This window comes from Pseudanabaena sp. PCC 6802 (genome assembly GCF_000332175.1).
Classification (GTDB): domain Bacteria; phylum Cyanobacteriota; class Cyanobacteriia; order Pseudanabaenales; family Pseudanabaenaceae; genus PCC-6802.
On sequence record NZ_KB235914.1, the window covers coordinates 2,814,047 to 2,828,660 of the forward strand.

Consider the following 14,614-nt stretch of genomic DNA (forward strand, 5'->3'; position numbering starts at 1 on the left):
TATACTAGACTTCATCAGTATTTATACCTGCTTTTGGTGCGCCTTTTACTTCCTAAATGGCTTCTTAGACATCCACTATCATTTCATCTCTGAGGAATTGGTAGCCCAATTGCAGGCATTGGGAATAGAAGTAGATGTCAGCGATCGCCAGGAACCCGATGAATATGACGGGGAATCTTACCGCTATGTTGCCGTCTCTGAATAGTCGCAAATATCGCACGCCGCCTCATTTCATTATTATTGGCAACCCCGGCAATCGGCGGGTCACTCTGTTTCAGTCAGCACTAGCCAAGCTGGGCTTGCCACCTGCAACTGAGATCGCTTACATAGATTTGCTATCGGGGCGCTGTCATTTAGGCGAAGTTGTGCGATCGCATAGCACGGTCAGAATCGAATCGCCAGGACGGGATTTTGAGGTGGAGAAAGCAATACTGGCAATAGGTGCGAATGCGGCAGCAGCGGAAGGTTCGCCCTGGATTAGCCGCGAGGCCGCACTGCAACTGGAGTACGATCGCGGTCGCATCCTCTATCCCCGCCAGTGGTATCTGGGATATGGCATTGTATTGGCGCAGTTGCAACAGCAACTGGCTGAATGTGCGGCGCAAAATACACCGCATTACTTAATGAACTCGCCCTCCGATATTGCTGTGATGTTTGATAAGATCGAATGCCACGCGCTTTGTACGCAGCATTATGTCCCTGTGCCTCAGAGCCTCGGTGCGATCTCATCCTTCGACGAACTAGTGGTGCGGATGCAAGCAATGAAAACTCGGCGCGTCTTTGTGAAACTGGCGCATGGGTCTTCGGCATCGGGTGTAGTTGCCCTTGCCATCAATGGTGTGGCTTGGCAAGCGATGACCACGGTTGAGTTGGTACAAGCAGGATCGGAAGTGAGGCTTTACAATTCTCGCCACATCCGCTGCTATCGAGATCGATCTAGCATTGCCACGATTATCGATGCCCTGTGTCGCGATCGCGTGCAGGTGGAAGCTTGGGTACCGAAAGCAAGTATGAATAATCGCACTTTCGATCTACGGGTAGTGGCGATCGCGGGCAAAGCCCAGCATGTAGTTGTGCGCTTGAGTAAGAGTCCGATGACGAATTTGCATTTAAAAAATCAACGCAGCGAACCCACAGCACTAATGGCTAAAATGGGACATGTGGCGTGGGATTCTGTATTGCAAACCTGCGAACGGGTTGCGCTCATTTTCCCTGAAAGTCTCTATCTGGGAATTGATTTGCTGATTCCAATTAGATTTAAGCAATCTTTAGTTTTAGAGGTAAATGCCTTTGGCGATCTACTGCCGGATATTACCCATAATGGTCTCGATACTTATGCAACGGAGATCTTGTTTGGATTGGAACGATGGCATTAATTGAGAATTCTACACATACGGCGATTGGATCTGCCACGCAAGCGATCGCTGCCAATCAATTAGTCGGCTCCCATGACGTTCTATTCGTTACTTTCGACACGCTGCGCTATGATGTTGCCCAGGAGTGCTTGCAGCAGGGTCGCACGCCCAACTTGGCACGGGTATTGCCAAACCAAACTTGGGAACAGCGCCACTCGCCTGCCAACTTCACCTATGCCGCCCATCACGCTTTCTTTGCGGGATTTCTGCCTACGCCTGTGGCACCGGGCAAGCACGCCCGCTTATTCGCTGTCGAGTTTCCTGGTAGCGAGACAATCGCTCCAAACACCTTTGTATTCGATGCACCGGATATTATTTCTGGATTTGCCAGTCAGGGATACCACACCATCTGCATTGGCGGTGTGGGATTTTTTAACCAGCAAAGTCCCCTAGGGAAAGTCCTGCCAGGTCTATTTGCCGAAAGCCACTGGCATCCCACCCTCGGCGTTACCGATCCGCATTCCACCGAAAACCAGGTGACCTTGGCAGCAGAGATTCTCGATCGCCTGCCACCAGAGCAGCGCGTATTCATGTTCGTCAATATCTCGGCTTTACATCAACCCAACTGTATTTTCTTGCCGGGCGCGATCGCGGATTCGCGGCAATCCCATGCGGCGGCTCTAGAATATGTGGATGGTCATTTGCCAAAACTGTTTGCGGCATTCCAACAGCGATCGTCTGTTCTGTGTATTTTATGTTCGGATCATGGCACTGCCTATGGCGAGGATAATTATGTCGGCCACCGAGTCAGCCATCCTGTAGTCTGGACTGTGCCCTATGCTGAGTTTGTATTACCCGAGGAGCGCGCATGAGTAGTTTAAAAGCAATGCTGGTGGATTCTGCCTATCAAGCCTATGCCTACGCCTATCCGCATAAAACCGCCTATCGCCCCTTAGAGCAAGCGATCGCGCTCGATCGGGTATGGTCTACCGAACGTCGCGATGCCCTGTTTCTATACGTGCATATTCCTTTCTGCGAAATGCGCTGTGGCTTCTGCAATTTATTCACGCAGGCCATTCCCCAGGATCGGCTTGTGGCAGCGTACCTGGCCGCCCTGCAACGCCAAGCAATTAGAGTAAGAGCAAGTTTGGGTAAAGCCCGGTTTGCAAGATTGGCAATTGGTGGCGGCACCCCCACCTTTCTGGATGTGGCCGATCTGACAAATCTGTTTGACTTAATTGAGTCAACTATGGGAGCCGAACCACATAAGATTCCGGTTTCTGTGGAAGTATCACCGCAGACTGCAACTGAGGCAAGATTAGCGCTCTTGCGATCGCGGGGTGTGGATAGAATCAGTATTGGCGTGCAGAGCTTTATTGCCGCTGAAACTGCTGCCGCCGGCAGACCCCAACAAGTAGCGACGGTTTATCGCGCCTTGGAGCAGATCCGGCACATGGATTTCCCAACTCTGAACATCGACCTGATTTATGGACTGCCCGGACAAACCGTAGAAAGTTGGCTGGCATCGATTAAAACTGCGCTTGAGTTCGCTCCCGAAGAATTATATCTGTATCCCCTTTACGTGCGACCTTTAACGGGATTGGGACGTTCTCAGAAAGAATGGAACGACGATCGCCCAAGCTTCTATCGCCAGGCTCGCGATCTGTTGTGCGATCGCGGTTACAACCAAATTTCCATGCGCATGTTTCGCGCTCAGCATGCACCAACGGCAACGGCGCCAATCTACTGCTGTCAAGATGACGGCATGGTGGGTTTAGGTTGTGGCGCGCGCTCCTATACACAAAAGTTACATTACTCCAGCGAGTACGCGGTTGGGGCTAAGGGCGTAGCTGATATTCTGTCTGCCTACATTGCCAAATCCTCAGATGCGTTTGGCCTGGCTGATTATGGATTCCCACTCAATGCTGAAGAGCAACGCCGCCGCTATACAATTCAATCCCTGCTTCAGCAGGAAGGCTTATCTTTCGCTAATTACCAGCAGCGCTTTGGGAGTCATATCTTGAGCGATTTGCCAGAGCTATCCGAATTGGAAAGCCTGAATCTGGCTGTGGCTAACGCAACGCCTCCCGAAAGTTATGAAAGTCGTGAAAGACCGTGGCAACGATTGCAGTTAACTGCGATGGGCATGGAGCATTCCGATACAATTGGACCCTGGCTATACTCCAATAAAGTTAAGCATCTCATGGAGACCTATACATGGCATTAGATCTCTCCATTCTTTACCGTGGCCCACTTTCTACTGGAGTTTAGACTAAAAGGCAACAAGAAGCATCTCGCTAGATAGAAACTAGCGAGAGAGAGGATAAAAGGGAAGAAGTTGAGCTAAGCAGTTGCAGCGGAAGCTTTTTTGAGGGGCTTGGCATAGCGTTTTTTGACAGTAGGATAACGAATCCGTTGGGTTCGTTTTTTCCCAAGAGGCCAACCTGGAGACTTACCGCGAGGTTTAGGGTCAGGGGAAGGAGAGCCAATCCTGACCAAAACTAAAGCAAAAGCATTTGCAACTCGACCAGGAGACAATTTAGTCATCGGTTTCTGCCAAGGCAGAGGAGAGTCTTGGACAAGTTCACGAGCGAGCCACAATTGCCAAGTAAGTAAAGGCATCAAGTCCGACCAAGTCTCCATCTGAGCAGGGGTAGAAAGCTGAGGGATTGTCCAATGGAGACGTTGACGCACCAAGCGATACCAATGCTCAATGGCAAATCTGCGCAGATATTTTTGCCATACCTCACTCAAGATTGGCTCGTCTTTAGCGACCCAAATCAACCACAGGGGTTTCGATTCAGGCATATCAAGACGTTCGACCAGAATGAGTGTAAAGGGATGGTCTGCGGCTTGCTTTAAGTGCAGGTTTGGCCATCGACGAATTTGCAATCGTCCCAGTTTAGGCTCTGCAATTGTGATGTCTGCTTGGGGAATAGACCAAGTGTCAGAGTCTTTGAGGCTAAATTTCTCTCCATGCTTATGGGGTCGCCCATGCCCCTCGTAATCCTTTGGGGCATGATACAGAACCCGGTTGGGGCGTAGCCTGAGCAGCTTGATACACGGGATGTCTGCTGTTTGCTGCAAAAATGGTGCGCACCCATACTCGCCATCCCCCAGGAAAAGCACAGTCCCAGGAATTTCCGCACAAACCAAGCGTAACTGACTAGCGGCTTTCTGAATCGGGTTCTCGAAACTGGTGATCCGCTCATGCCGCAACGGTAAGGCAAAACTCCCTTCTGACTCTGGAATCCAGGCAATTGTGCTGTATCCTTGCCCCACCGTAACAGGTTTGCTTCCTACTCCCGGTTGAGGTTGATGTTCGTAGGTGCGTTCTTGTAATGTCACCGCATAGGGACGCGACCAGGCTGTATGGTCGCCCGCCAATATCGTCACCTCTGCTGCCGGCATTTGCTGTATGTATTGCTTCATCAAGTCTTCACGTGGAGGATGACTATCTTGCAGTGCTTCATAGATACTCGACCACTCCCTCCGAAATAATGGGCTTAACGAAAGTTCCACAAACGATGAAACACTCCGACTCGTCAGTACCGCATCCATCAAGTCGAACAGCGCATCTCTCCCGTTCCCTATAATTTCGTACGTGTACTTGCGAAATTGCTCAAGTTTATCCAAACTAATCATGATGAAGCTGTTGATTTTATAGTCTTTTCAGCTTCCATCATCAAGCGGTCAGTCTGCAATGGCTGGCTGCTTTTTACCACTTTTTAGTCTAAACTCCAGTTTCTAGTTGCAACTACGGCTGCGAATATTGCCCCTTTGCGAAGCGCTCGGAAACTGCGGCTCAGCTTGCCACGGATCGTCAAGCTCTAGAACGTTTCGTTAATTGGGTAAGCGATCGCACTGGAGATCGCCTTGGCATCCTGTTTACGCCCTGGGGTGAAGCTCTGATCCATGACTATTACCAGGCGGCTTTAGCACAACTCTCTCATCTGCCCCAAGTTACCAAAGTTGCAATTCAAACTAACCTCTCCTGTCGCTTAGATTGGGTGGAGCACTGCGACAAACAAAAGCTAGGTCTATGGACTACTTACCACCCCACCGAGGTGGAGCGCGATCGCTTCGTCAGTCAATGTTGGGAGCTAGATCGGCGTGGCGTGCGTTTCAGTGTCGGGATTGTCGGCTTAAAGGAGCACCAAGCTGAGGCTACTGCCCTCCGTCAAGAATTGCCTGCCCATATTTACCTGTGGGTGAATGCCTATAAACGCCAACCCAACTACTACTCACCCGCAGAACTGGAATACTTCACAGAGATCGATCCCCTATTCCCGATCGACAACCAGCATCATCCCAGTTTCGGCAAATCCTGTCGGGCTGGTCATACTGCCATTGCCATCGATGGTGATGGCACTATCCGGCGTTGCCATTTCATCCCTGAAGCGATCGGTAATATCTACACCTTAGATTGGGAGAAAAGCTTAATCCCATCTACCTGTACAAACCAAACCTGTCGATGTCACATTGGCTACATCCACATGCACGAACTCGGACTGTATGAAATCTTCAGCTCTGGGATTTTGGAGCGAATTCCGGTAATGTCCGTGACGATAGACTGCAGGTATTGATTGCCATAGCTTCTTGGCGGAGCGACGAGAGCGATCGCCGATATAGGCCCCCACAATTTCGCGGGTATTAGCATCAAGAGCCAACCAAACCCATTTTTTGTGCTGTTTACTACCTACAAACGACCACATCTCATCTAACTGAATCGTCAGCTTTCCCACCGCTTTGGGCTTAACCTCAACTTGCTGGGGGACATCTTTGTATTTGCGATTGACATAGAGTTGTAACCACCGCGCCGATACGCCTGTGATTCTGACGATTGCCGCGAGTGCTAGACGTTCGAGCAACAGTTTATCAATGAGAGCGCGGGTGGCTGCATCAATGGGTTGTTTTGTGGGATTTTCCACAAACTGCCGACCGCATTCTTGGCACTTGAATCTTGGTTTGCCATAGTGTGTTTTTCCGTATTTGATGATTTGTGGCGATCCGCATTTGGGGCAGTTCATTTATATGCTTAAAATGATTGACTGTTATAGATTACAGGAGAAACATTACTTTGCATCACTACCAGTCTGTTGACTATAGCTATATAGCGGTTTTCAGATGAAAACGAGAAGGGGTTTCACCCCTGCACCCCGTCAATAAAACCCGTTCTCAATTGAAAAACGCTATAAATCTTGAAAAGCTTCGATACTTCCATCCAGCGAAGGATGCCAAAACTGTCATCAATTGTGCTGCTATTTTGATGGCGGAGAGGAAGCATCCAGCCAGGCAGGAAATGCTTTGGCAATGAGGGCTGCTTGCGTGCGATCGCGGACGTTAAGCCGTGTCAAGATATGAGAAATGTGGTTTCTTATAGTTCCCTCTGAGAGAAAAAGGGTTTGAGCGATCTCGCGATTGCTGGCACCTGCAACAAGCATCCTCAATACCTCCCGTTCCCTAGCAGTCAGATCTAACAAACCTGGAGGTGGTTCTTCTAACTGGGGTTTGGGCGGTGCTTGGGTAACCATCTTTTCCAGGATACCGGGGCCAAACTGAGTATAGCCGCGATGAATCGAGCGGATTGCCTCCGCCAGTTCCTCCGCCGGTGTATCTTTCAGGAGGTAACCTTTAGCTCCAAATTGGATTGCTTCGGCAATGTACTTAGCATCGTTAAAGGTTGTCAGGACTAAAATCTTAGTGCCTGGGAACTGCTGGCAAATAAGTCGCGTAGCCTCTACTCCATCCATTACGGGCATGCGGATATCCATTAGTATTACATCCGGCGGGGTGGATGCTGCATATAGTAATTCCACCTGCTGAACTGCTAGCTGACCGTTACCCGCTTCGCCGATTACCTGCAGATCTTTCTTTGTCTCCAGCAGGGTCTTTAAGCCCCGACGGACGATTTCCTGATCTTCAACTAACAACACCCGAATCATACAGACGACCTCGGAAATCTGGCTGTAATGTGGCAACCACCCCCCACATCGCTGGTAATTTCTAGCTGTCCCCCCAAAGCAGTAGTCCGTTCTCTCATCCCTTGCAAACCGAACCCAGTTCTATTTTGAGAGATTTGAAAGCCATTGCCATTATCCTGGAGCGTTAGCAATAGACTGTCTGGGGTTGTTTGGATCGCAATGCTTACCTCTGTTGCCTTGGCATGCTTGTAAATGTTAGTTAGCCCTTCCTGGATGATGCGATATAACACCGTATTTATTTGATTGCATAGTGGCTGAGATAGATTGATATGGCACTCTGGCAACACGCCCGTAGTGTGATGAAACTCTTGAACCAGTTTGGCGATCGCTTCCTCCAGCAACTGACCTTGTAACGGATTCGAGCTAATATCAGATCTGATGTCAGACACAGACTGGCGTACGGCTTGTAGAGCCTCGGAACCGAGTTGTTTTGCTTCTGTTAAAAAAGCATAGGCTCGTTCCGAGTCATCCTGCCACAAAGCGATCGCGGTTTCGATTTGAATATTGAGTGCTACCAGCGCGTGGCCTAGGGAGTCATGGATATCGCGGGCAATGCGATTGCGCTCTTCCAAGATCGCCATCTCCTCAATCCTTTGATTGAGCGATCGCTCCTGTTCTAATGCCTTGAGAAGCTGGGCTTGCAACCTGCGAACGGTTAATTGGTTTTCGATTCTGACCAGGACTTCCTCCACTTGAAACGGCTTGGTAATATAGTCCACACCTCCAACTGCAAAGGCATTGACCTTATCAAATACTTCATTCAAAGCACTGATAAAAATGATGGGAATCTCTTGGGTATTGGGATTAGCTTTTAAACGCTGGCAGACTTCGTAGCCCGTCATGACGGGCATGTTGATGTCGAGCAGGATCAGATCGGGGGGCTGAGCCTGTATGCCCATTAATGCTGTGGCACCATTGGTGACGCTTCGCACCTCATATCCCTTCTCTTCCAGCATTGTAGACAAAAGACGCAGGTTATCCGGCGTGTCGTCAACGATCAGTATGTCTCCCTTAGAGGGTTGACTGTAATTCATAAAGAGCAACCATAAGCCAGTGTTACATCTACATCTAAAGCGATTGTACCAAATTTTGAATGCGTACTTGCTAGCGATCGCTCCCCAAAGCTAGCAGGCGTGTAGCAACTCCATGCAATTCAGTAGAAGTGGTGGTAGTGGTTTGCTCAAAATATATTTGAGCTGTCCCAGCAAATATAATTACCGCTGACATGAGCAAAGCGATGGAGAAGCAAGAATCGTATTCTTTCACGATTTGCCTCCTACGGGTAAAAGTGCATCTGGCGCTGTCTTCTCCAGATTAATCCGCGTAGATTTTACCGATTGGGGCGGTACCGTAATTTCTCCTTGGGCACTTCTGCTAGCAAAGTAATTCACTCCCCGATAGGTTAATTGATGGGATTCTACCGACACGGCAACTCGTTCGGATTGGACAATAGGATCGACTCGATAGGGAATCCCGCGATAACTTAGTTCGCAAGCTGACTTGAGGTGCTCTCCCAGTTGTTTTAGCTGACTGAAAAGTTCGTAGAAACTGCGATCGTATGTAATGCCACGATAGATAAGTTGCATTGTTTTAATCCTTGAAAGTATCAATTTGTGTGAAGTAAAGTAGAAGATTTTTCCCTGAATGAGGTTTTGAGGGTTCCCTCTCTTCGACAGTTTTAATTTATAGGAAATACCAGATCTGTCGCATCTGATAAATGTCATTGCCTAACCATTACATTTGTCACGACTCTATGCAGCGATCGGCGATCGCAGACTACCCTATAGTGGAATGGCACTGAAATGGCTTATCGACAAGGATTCAACCTGTTTTTAGAGGTTTTATAGCGGTTTTCAGATCGGAAGAGGTAGGGGGTTTGGGGGCAAAGCCCCCAAGAAGGGATGGAACCCCTTCACCCCGATCGATAAAACCCGTTCTCAATTGCAAAGCGCTATAGCTCTTAGCCTTGAAATTGATTTCAAGGCTCTTATTTCAGTACCATTTGAGACTGCTGTAAGCTTCTGCGGGGGGTACTCAGGAGGACTACAGAGATGCTTGCCCCCCAAACTCCTGGAAATAATTGCGGCTTGAGAAGGAATTCGCCGTAGTCGGCAATGTTATCTAGCCCTGCAAGGTTGAGGACGATTTCGACAATTGCCCAGCCAGCTATTTTGAGTAGTAGGACTTTCCAGTAACCATTCATTTCCTTGGTCTCCACGCATATCCTCTTTCACCCGATATAGCGTTTTTCAATTGAGAACAGGTTTTATCGATCGGGGTGAAGGGGTAGAACCATTCCCTTCTTTTGGGAAGTGCCCCACCCCTCTTGCTCTTTCCGAGCTGAAAACCGCTATAGCATTACTTTATGGAAAGAGGGTTTCAAAAACATCATATAAATGTCATGGTTTGCTCGTTACATTTGTCATGACATTATGCATTTGTTATTTTGCTTGTTAAAGCCAAGCTGCTATCCTTGCTGGGGCAAGAACTACCAAGATATTGCCTCGTTCGCCCAAATTCTATTAGACTGAAATAGGGTGATATGGCTTTTCAGCACATGACCAGATCGCTAGTTGCCTTTAAAGTCTTAACTATTGCGATCTAATTACCTACCCTATCATCCAGGGAGAGACGTTGAATATGGGCTTCTTGTTTGCGCAACGACGAGTTAGGCAGTGGCTTTACCCGATTGCTTTAATTGCGATCGCCTTCCTGGTTGCGATCGGCTGCCAGCAATTCCAAATTCCTCAGCCATCGCAACCGCAAATCTTGGAATCGGGAATAGTAAGTCAGTCGAAGGAAGCAATTCAGCCAATTCCATTGGAGATTGCCTTGGATCGCAACAAGGTTGGTTTGGGAGAGAAACTATTTGGAGATATCCGTCTCTCTGGCGATCGCCAGGTTTCCTGCCTTAGCTGTCACAATCTGGGTATGGGTGGAGTCGATCGCCGCACTCATTCTGTTGGCGTAAACGGAGCAATTGGAGAAGTTAACACTCCGACCGTGTTTAATGTTCGTTATAATTTCTATTTCAATTGGAATGGCAAGTTTGAGAATTTAACGGATCATCTCGAAGCACTCATGACAAGCCCAAAGGTAATGGGTACGCAATGGGAAGCCTCGATCCGCGCGCTGCAACAAGACCCGGAGTACGTTCGAGGATTTACCCAGATTTACCCAGATGGCTTGACACCAAATAATATCAAAGATGCGATCGTTACCTACGAACAGTCCCTCTTTACGCCTAATTCTCGCTTCGACCAATTTTTGCGGGGGAACAAACAAGCGCTGACAGCCTCAGAACAGGAGGGATACCAGCTATTTAAAGCCTATGGGTGTGCGAACTGTCATCAGGGAGCGAACGTGGGTGGTAATATGTTTGCACGCTTCGGTAACTTGGGAGACTATTTCGCCGATCGAGGGAACCTTACCCAAGCCGATCTAGGTCGCTTCAACGTAACTCAGGATCGAGCAGATCGATTTGTGTTTCGCGTGCCCAGTCTTCGCAATGTGGCAATTACCCCACCCTATTTTCACGATGGGTCGGTTAAAACACTGGAGGAAGCGATCGCGATTATGGCGAAATATCAACTCGGGCGATCTCTTCCTCAAGAGAAGATCGCCCCGATCGCCCAGTTTCTACACGCGCTCACCGGAGAATATCGAGGACAGAAGCTATGAAGTTTAACCTCTTCAACAGAATTCTAGCCGCACGCAGATCCTATGCTGGTGACAAGTCAGATCGAGCCCGTCGTTTTCCCAAGATTGTCTCCAGGGTAGGTGGTTATGCGCTCCTCACAGGTGTGACAGTACTGGCAATCTTGCTGTGGGTTTGGGCAAGAGCGATTGATTTTGAGCAGCACAATCGTTTTACAGCAAACCTGCGACGGATGAAAGAACTGGATGCTCGTATCAACCTGAATGTCTTGCAGGTAAGAGATGGTCTGCTTACCTACCAAGATCCGATAGTCAGCGATCTCGCAGAGCTGAAGTCATTACAAGCCAATCTGAAGCAGATCCCTAGCTTTATCGATCTCGCGGGCCGCGATGAACTGAACCAACTGCAGCAAGCATATCTAGCGGTTTGGCAAGAAAAGGAACGCAATATTCAGAGATTTCAAACGCAAAACGCGGTACGGAGAAACTCGCTCGTCTATTTCCCAATTGCGATCGCCGATCTGGTAGGCCAAAAGACAACCGATCTAGTTCTAGCAGCGCATTTAAATGCATTACTCCGACAAGTTCTGTTATTTAACCTCACCAACGATGCGGCGATCGTGCCGCAGATCGATCGTGAGATGCAACAAATCCTGAGAAGCGACAGCCCAATTGCGAATCGAGCGGACGTGAAGACGGCGATCGCCCATGCCAGGATTATTCTGAATAGCGATCCAGAGGTCAACGAGCTGGTTAAAACGATTCTGTCATTACCTACGTTCCAACGCAGCGAAAACCTGTTTCGAGCTTACGATGGTTATTACAACAAAGCACTCGATCGCGCGCAAACCTATCGGCTCAGCCTTTATCTGCTATCCATTGTTGTTCTAATTGGAATTGCGATCTCAATTATTTACAGGATCAGAGCCTATGCGTTAGCTGCAAAGGAAGCGGAAGAAAAATACCGCAATATTTTTGAGAACTCTGTTGCAGGGATATTCCAAACCACCCCCGATGGGCATTATCTAGGTGCTAACCCCATGCTGGCTAGCATTTACGGCTATGACTCTATTGAAGCACTCAGCCAAAACTTGACCGACATCGAGCATCAACTCTATGTTTCGCCAGAGCGCCGCCGAGAGTTCGTCGATCTGATGCAGAAACATGAAGCAATCGTAGACTTTGAATCTCAGATTTACCGTAGAGATGGTTCGGTTGTTTGGATTTCAGAGAACGCGCGTTCGGTGCGCGATCGCGATGGCAATTTGCTGTATTACGAAGGTTCAGTCACGGATATTACCGCACGCAAACTAGCAGAGGAAGCCCTACAAAAATCTGAAGCGGAATTGAGACTGTTGTTTGCCGCCATGACTGACATCGTAATTATCTTTGACGCGGAGGGTCGCTACTTAAAGTCGATCGGAACTCAGCTTACCGACTATAGACCTGGTATCAATCCAATCGGCCATACGGTTCGCGAAATCTTGTCAAGCGATCTGGCGGAGCAGTTTATCAATGCAATTGGACAAGCACTGCAGTTGCGATCGGGAACTGACGATTCTGTAGGCGATCGCGCCAAAACCGCTGCCGAACGCCACAGCATTAGCGTAGAATACAGCTTACCGATTCATGGTCAAAAAACGTGTTTTTCAGCTAGCGTTTCGCCCCTATCAGAGAATACGGTTCTCTGGGTTGCTCGCAACATCAGCGATCGCAAGCAGTTAGAAGAGGAACTGCAACAAAATGAAAAGCAGATGCGGGCACTTCTAGATGCCATTCCCGATCGGATGTTTCGCCATCGCCTCGATGGCACCTATCTAGACTACAAGGCTAGACAAGACGATCTGATGTTTCCAATAGAGGTATCGCTCGGAACCAAACTAAGCGATTTACCTCTTCCTGAAACAGTTGTCCAAAATCTGTTAGAGAGGTTCCGGCTTGCGGTTGATAGTGGCGAACTGCAAACTTACGAACACGAGCTAGTCAGACCCAATGGGACATATTACTATGAGGCAAGGATCGTGAAGAGCGGAGCAGATGAAGTTGTCTGTATCGTGCGCGATATTACCGCACGCAAGCGAGCAGAGGAAGCTTTGCAAGAGGCTATGAAAGCAGCAGAAGTTGCAAATCTCGCTAAAAGTAGGTTTCTTTCCAATATGAGTCACGAACTGCGAACTCCCCTTAACGTCATCCTGGGCTTTACTCAGCTAATGACGCGTAACACCACGCTGACAGGGCAGCAACAGGAGTATATGGATACTATTAACCGCAGCGGCGAACACCTGTTGAGATTGATTAATGACGTGCTGGAAATCTCTAAAATCGAAGCGGGAAAGATAGCCCTCAATGAAAGTAGTTTCGATCTCTACGCTCTGATGAGCTGGTTGCAGCAGATGCTGCGATTAAAAGCTGAATCTAAAGGACTGCAACTAATTTTCGATCTGGCAACCGACTTGCCTCGCTGCGTTTGTACGGATGAGAGCAAGCTGAGTCAGATTCTCATGAACCTGTTAAGTAATGCTATTAAATTTACGCAGAAAGGCAGCGTGACGCTACGCGCCAGTTCTCCTCGCTCACCGATTTTGCACTTTGAAATCGCAGATACGGGGCCTGGTATTGATGCCACTGAAATAGATGCGATATTTGAACCATTTGTGCAAACAGAAATTGGCCGCAACTCCCATGAGGGAACTGGGTTGGGCTTACCCATTAGTAGGGAATTCATTCGCCTTATGGGTGGAGAAATCGCAGTTGATAGTAAATTAGGTCAAGGTACCACTTTCAAGTTCGACATTCAGACAGCGCTAGTTCAGGAGAATTACGTTCAGACCCTCCAACCAAGTCGTCAAGTTATTGGGTTGGAAGCCGGACAACCACTCTATCGCATCCTGGTTGCAGAGGACAAATTGGAAAATCGTCATTTTCTAGTAGAGATACTCCGACCTGTGGGCTTTGAGGTGCGGGAAGCGACTAACGGCAAGGAAGCAATATCGCTCTGGCAAACCTGGACTCCTCATTTGATCTGGATGGATATGCAAATGCCGGTAATGGACGGTCACGAAGCAACCAGACAAATTAAAGCATCTGGCAGTCAGGCACCCATAATCATTGCCATAACTGGGAGCGCGTTTGAAAAGGATCGCATGGCAGCTCTATCCGCAGGCTGCGACGACTTCGTGCGCAAGCCGGTAAGAGCAGAAATAATTTTTGATAAAATGGCCGAACACCTCGGCATTCGTTACGTTTATAGTTCCAGACAATCGAGTAGCGATGTTACCGGAAACTTACAAGAGACCAGATCGCAGCTTAGTCCTAGCGAACTCAAGCAAGCATTGGCGGCGATGCCGACTGATTGGGTGGAGAAATTATCCCATGCAGCGATTAGAGTCAATGCCAAGCAAATTCTCGAATTAATTGCTCAAATGCCCCAACCCAGCGATCACCTGGCTAGTGCACTCGCTCACCTAGTTAATAACTATCGCTTTGAAGAAATTATCTCATCAACTCAACAACAGAACGCTAACTTCATGCTCTAGTAAATTGCAGAGTTGTTTGCATGCCGTCCTGTCTTTTCCAGGCTCTTTGAATTACAATATAACGATATAGCGGTTTTCAGAT

The 14,614-nt window shown here is 48.5% G+C and carries 11 protein-coding genes and 2 pseudogenes; 6 read left to right on the forward strand and 7 right to left on the reverse strand.

The window, feature by feature from the left end; all coding sequences use genetic code 11:
* Nucleotides 1–134: 134 nt before the first annotated feature.
* The 3 genes from PSE6802_RS0118590 to PSE6802_RS0118600 are packed head-to-tail and all read left to right on the forward strand — an operon-like array spanning nt 135 to nt 3,582.
* Nucleotides 135–1,376 (forward strand): STM4014 family protein, encoded by a 1,242-nt coding sequence (locus PSE6802_RS0118590; protein WP_202950711.1) that lies wholly within the window; start codon nt 135–137, stop codon nt 1,374–1,376.
* Nucleotides 1,367–2,227: an STM4013/SEN3800 family hydrolase gene (locus tag PSE6802_RS0118595; protein ID WP_019501548.1), complete on the forward strand. Its 861-nt coding sequence runs from the start codon at nt 1,367–1,369 to the stop codon at nt 2,225–2,227. The genes PSE6802_RS0118590 and PSE6802_RS0118595 overlap by 10 nt, the downstream gene beginning before the upstream one ends.
* Nucleotides 2,224–3,582, forward strand: a complete 1,359-nt coding sequence (locus PSE6802_RS0118600; RefSeq protein WP_019501549.1) for an STM4012 family radical SAM protein — start codon at nt 2,224–2,226, stop codon at nt 3,580–3,582. Before PSE6802_RS0118595 ends, PSE6802_RS0118600 begins: the two co-directional genes overlap by 4 nt.
* A 116-nt stretch (nt 3,583–3,698) precedes the next feature.
* On the opposite strand, the gene PSE6802_RS0118605 is transcribed toward PSE6802_RS0118600, so the two are convergent.
* Nucleotides 3,699–5,000: an NF041680 family putative transposase gene (locus tag PSE6802_RS0118605; RefSeq protein WP_019498766.1), complete on the reverse strand. Its 1,302-nt coding sequence runs from the start codon at nt 4,998–5,000 to the stop codon at nt 3,699–3,701.
* Between the two features lie 155 nt (nt 5,001–5,155).
* On the opposite strand from PSE6802_RS0118605, the pseudogene PSE6802_RS35905 reads away from it, so the two are divergent.
* Nucleotides 5,156–5,941 (forward strand): annotated as a pseudogene (locus PSE6802_RS35905) (STM4011 family radical SAM protein); the annotation flags it as partial.
* Here the strand turns inward: PSE6802_RS35905 and PSE6802_RS34910 are convergent.
* From PSE6802_RS34910 to PSE6802_RS29590, 6 genes and pseudogenes are all read right to left on the reverse strand, one after another.
* A pseudogene (locus PSE6802_RS34910) lies at nt 5,921–6,385 on the reverse strand (IS1 family transposase); the annotation flags it as partial. The pseudogenes PSE6802_RS35905 and PSE6802_RS34910 overlap by 21 nt on opposite strands.
* A 231-nt stretch (nt 6,386–6,616) precedes the next feature.
* Nucleotides 6,617–7,300, reverse strand: a complete 684-nt coding sequence (locus PSE6802_RS0118620) for a response regulator transcription factor (RefSeq protein WP_019501552.1) — start codon at nt 7,298–7,300, stop codon at nt 6,617–6,619.
* Nucleotides 7,297–8,373, reverse strand: coding sequence for an ATP-binding response regulator (locus PSE6802_RS0118625; protein WP_019501553.1), 1,077 nt, complete (start codon nt 8,371–8,373; stop codon nt 7,297–7,299). Before PSE6802_RS0118625 ends, PSE6802_RS0118620 begins: the two co-directional genes overlap by 4 nt.
* Before the next feature lie 70 nt (nt 8,374–8,443).
* Nucleotides 8,444–8,605 carry a hypothetical protein gene (locus PSE6802_RS33645; protein ID WP_019501554.1) on the reverse strand — a complete coding sequence of 54 codons (162 nt, stop codon included), beginning with the start codon at nt 8,603–8,605 and terminating at the stop codon, nt 8,444–8,446.
* The gene (locus PSE6802_RS0118635) at nt 8,602–8,925 is read right to left on the reverse strand and encodes a DUF4278 domain-containing protein (protein WP_019501555.1); all 324 of its coding nucleotides are present in this window, start codon (nt 8,923–8,925) and stop codon (nt 8,602–8,604) included. Before PSE6802_RS0118635 ends, PSE6802_RS33645 begins: the two co-directional genes overlap by 4 nt.
* Before the next feature lie 401 nt (nt 8,926–9,326).
* The gene (locus tag PSE6802_RS29590; RefSeq protein WP_156815585.1) at nt 9,327–9,557 is read right to left on the reverse strand and encodes a hypothetical protein; all 231 of its coding nucleotides are present in this window, start codon (nt 9,555–9,557) and stop codon (nt 9,327–9,329) included.
* Between the two features lie 422 nt (nt 9,558–9,979).
* Between PSE6802_RS29590 and PSE6802_RS0118645 the strand changes: the two genes are divergently transcribed.
* Both PSE6802_RS0118645 and PSE6802_RS31310 read left to right on the forward strand, forming a co-directional pair.
* A complete protein-coding gene (locus PSE6802_RS0118645; protein ID WP_019501557.1) occupies nt 9,980–11,020 on the forward strand; it encodes a cytochrome-c peroxidase in 1,041 nt (346 codons plus the stop codon).
* Nucleotides 11,017–14,532 (forward strand): DAHL domain-containing protein, encoded by a 3,516-nt coding sequence (locus tag PSE6802_RS31310; RefSeq protein ID WP_019501558.1) that lies wholly within the window; start codon nt 11,017–11,019, stop codon nt 14,530–14,532. Before PSE6802_RS0118645 ends, PSE6802_RS31310 begins: the two co-directional genes overlap by 4 nt.
* Nucleotides 14,533–14,614 lie beyond the last annotated feature (82 nt).